Consider the following 2594-nt stretch of genomic DNA (forward strand, 5'->3'; position numbering starts at 1 on the left):
TCTAACCATTCAGCTTATGTCCTATGTGCACGCTACTTGAGGTGCCATCAGCTATCAGCCATCAGCCAATACGCTACAGATGGTGCTACTTGAGGTGCTATCAGCTAATGCGCTATGGGCACGCTACTTGAGGTGCTATCAGCTAATGCGCTACGCGCACACTACTTGAGGTGCTGATGCGCTACAGATGGTGCTACTTGAGGTGCTAATGTAAACTTTTGTAAAAAAAATTCTCTCTTTGCGTAATCTTGTTGATTTCCGTCTGATAAATAGATAGAGTTTGGCTCTTGCTTAGCTGTTAAAACTACAGCAAAAAAACTAGAGCAAAAAAAGGTGTTTATAGGAGGTAAAACGTCTATAGTAATGTTGGGAATTGATCAGATATAATCATTGGAAAAAACTAGGTAAGCGTATGTAGGTAAGCCTAGGTAGGCTTACCTAGGTTTTGTGAAAGTAAAAAGGTAACGTTATATATAAAGATTAGATAAAGATTTATATATAACGTTAATGTAAGCATTCAGATATCAGCTCTCAGTAGTAGGGTGGGCAAATACCAAGCCAATCACCATTTAATCTGGAATTATGTCATTTGCCCACCCTACAATAACTATAGCTTTTGAATAAAATAAGCTGACGGCTGACAGCTGACGGCTGACAGCTGACGGCTGAATGCTTACACGTTAATCTCTCAATCCAATATCAACCAATGGCAATAGCAATCACTCGAAAACTGATATAGTCAATAAGCACCCAGGTGTTTGGGAAAGTAAAACTGGAAATTCATCAATAAAAACTGTTTAATTTAGTTTAATTTAGTGGGGTAAAAATCATGCAAACTGGCGTTAAAACTTCATCGGCTTGGAGGAAGTTGAGAAAGGGTGAAATTAACTGTCAAACAGCCCTTAAACTCTTGGTTAACCCACAAGGAGAACTAAACGTTAACCTGCTGGATAGGGAAGTCAGCTCCCGGTTCTTTAAGCCATTCCCCAATCGCCAAGATTTACCTCCGGTGATTCCGCTGCTACTGTGGCGCAACTGTTATTACCTGGGTACCCCAGTCCAGTTATCCCCAGAGCAGCTCAAAAAATTAAGCGATCGCACTTTCACCGAAATCAAAATTATTCCCATTGCACCGAAAAGCTACAAGAGATGGTACCACAGGGAAAACAATAATGCCAAATCCATCAGTTCGGTAGCCTTTGTCAATCCCCTTACTGGTGAGGTGGAACAAGAAGACATTACCGAAACCACAGAATTGTATCTGTCCCAAGCGGCTGACCAGATTGAGCGGATTAAAACCATTATCTCTGGAGCTCTACGTAACCGCGCCAGTGATATTCACCTGGAACCGATGACTGATGGCTTAAGAGTCCGCTATCGCATTGACGGGATTCTTAGGGATATAACTACCTTACCGTCAGACTTGGGTCGAGCAGTGGTGGTTGCTCTCAAAGTCATGTCTGATATGGACATTGCTGAAAGCCGCCGTCCTCAAGATGGTCGGATTGGGGAAAACTATGCGACTGGGGAGGAGGCAGGACTTGGGTTAGATCTGCGGGTGAGTACCCTCCCTTGTGTGGGGGGAGAGAAAGCAGTGATTCGCTTATTACCAAGAGAGAACCCCTTTTCTGGCTTGGAAGAGTTAGGCTTTTCTGACGAAGAGCTTAAAATCTATAAAGGTTGGTTGCAGCAACCCCAAGGAATGGTTATTCTCACCGGTCCGACTGGTTCTGGTAAAACTAGTACGCTATATAATTCCCTGCAAGGGTTAGCCACGGAACATGTGAATGTAGTAACGGTGGAAGACCCAGTGGAGTATGTCTTACCCCGGATTACCCAGACCCAAGTGAATGAGGCAGCCGGGATGACCTTTGCCGCAGGGATGAGGGCAATTTTACGCCAAGACCCGGACATCATTATGGTGGGGGAAATTCGGGATGCTGAAACCGCTGAAACAGGGATTCGAGCGGCTTTGACCGGTCACTTAGTATTGACCACTCTCCACACCAATGATGCGGTCAGTGCTATTCCTCGTATTAAAGATATTGGTCCGGAACCGGGTTTAATCAGTGATGCCCTATTGGGAATAGTGGCACAGCGTTTGGTGCGCAAAGTATGTCCCCACTGTCAAGAACCTTATACCCCGACTTCTGAGGATTTGCGGAAGCTGAGTTTGAGGCCAGAGGAAGCTAATCTCAAAGGTTGGCGCAAAGGAAAGGGTTGCGCCAAGTGCTACAATTCCGGCTATTTAGGACGGGAAGCGATTGTAGAGTTACTGGATGTAGATGATACGGTGCGGCAGTTGATTTATGAGGGAACTATGACTCAGTTGCACCGTTACCTGGATAAAATTAGTTTTTATTCCTTCCGGAAGGCGGCGATTGAAAAGGTAACCAAAGGGGTAACCACCCTAACCGAAATCTTACGAGTTCTACCCCACAGTGCTTTGTCCTGTAAGTCTCAGGGTCAATTGGACAAGCCAAGAGCTGCTAAAGTGAAATCCCTAGATGAGATGGCTCCAAAAAGGAAATACGGTTGATTTACACTGCTGGGTAGGGAGTAGGGAGTAGGGAGTAGGGAGTAGGGAAACAGAA

At 45.0% G+C, this 2594-nt stretch carries 1 protein-coding gene; it reads left to right on the forward strand.

Going from position 1 to position 2594, the window contains the following annotated elements; all coding sequences use genetic code 11:
- Nucleotides 1-829 precede the first annotated feature (829 nt).
- On the forward strand, nucleotides 830-2539 hold the full coding sequence (locus tag F6K20_RS33480; RefSeq protein ID WP_287249444.1) for a GspE/PulE family protein: 1710 nt from the start codon (nucleotides 830-832) through the stop codon (nucleotides 2537-2539).
- Nucleotides 2540-2594: the final 55 nt, after the last annotated feature.

This window comes from Moorena sp. SIO2C4 (assembly GCF_010672485.1).
GTDB classification, from domain to species: Bacteria; Cyanobacteriota; Cyanobacteriia; order Cyanobacteriales; family Coleofasciculaceae; genus Moorena; species Moorena producens.

Bases quoted from the DNA above. Each gene is read 5' to 3' on its own strand.
- F6K20_RS33480 (WP_287249444.1), top strand. From the start codon at position 830: ATGCAAACTGGCGTTAAAACTTCATCGGCTTGGAGGAAGTTGAGAAAG.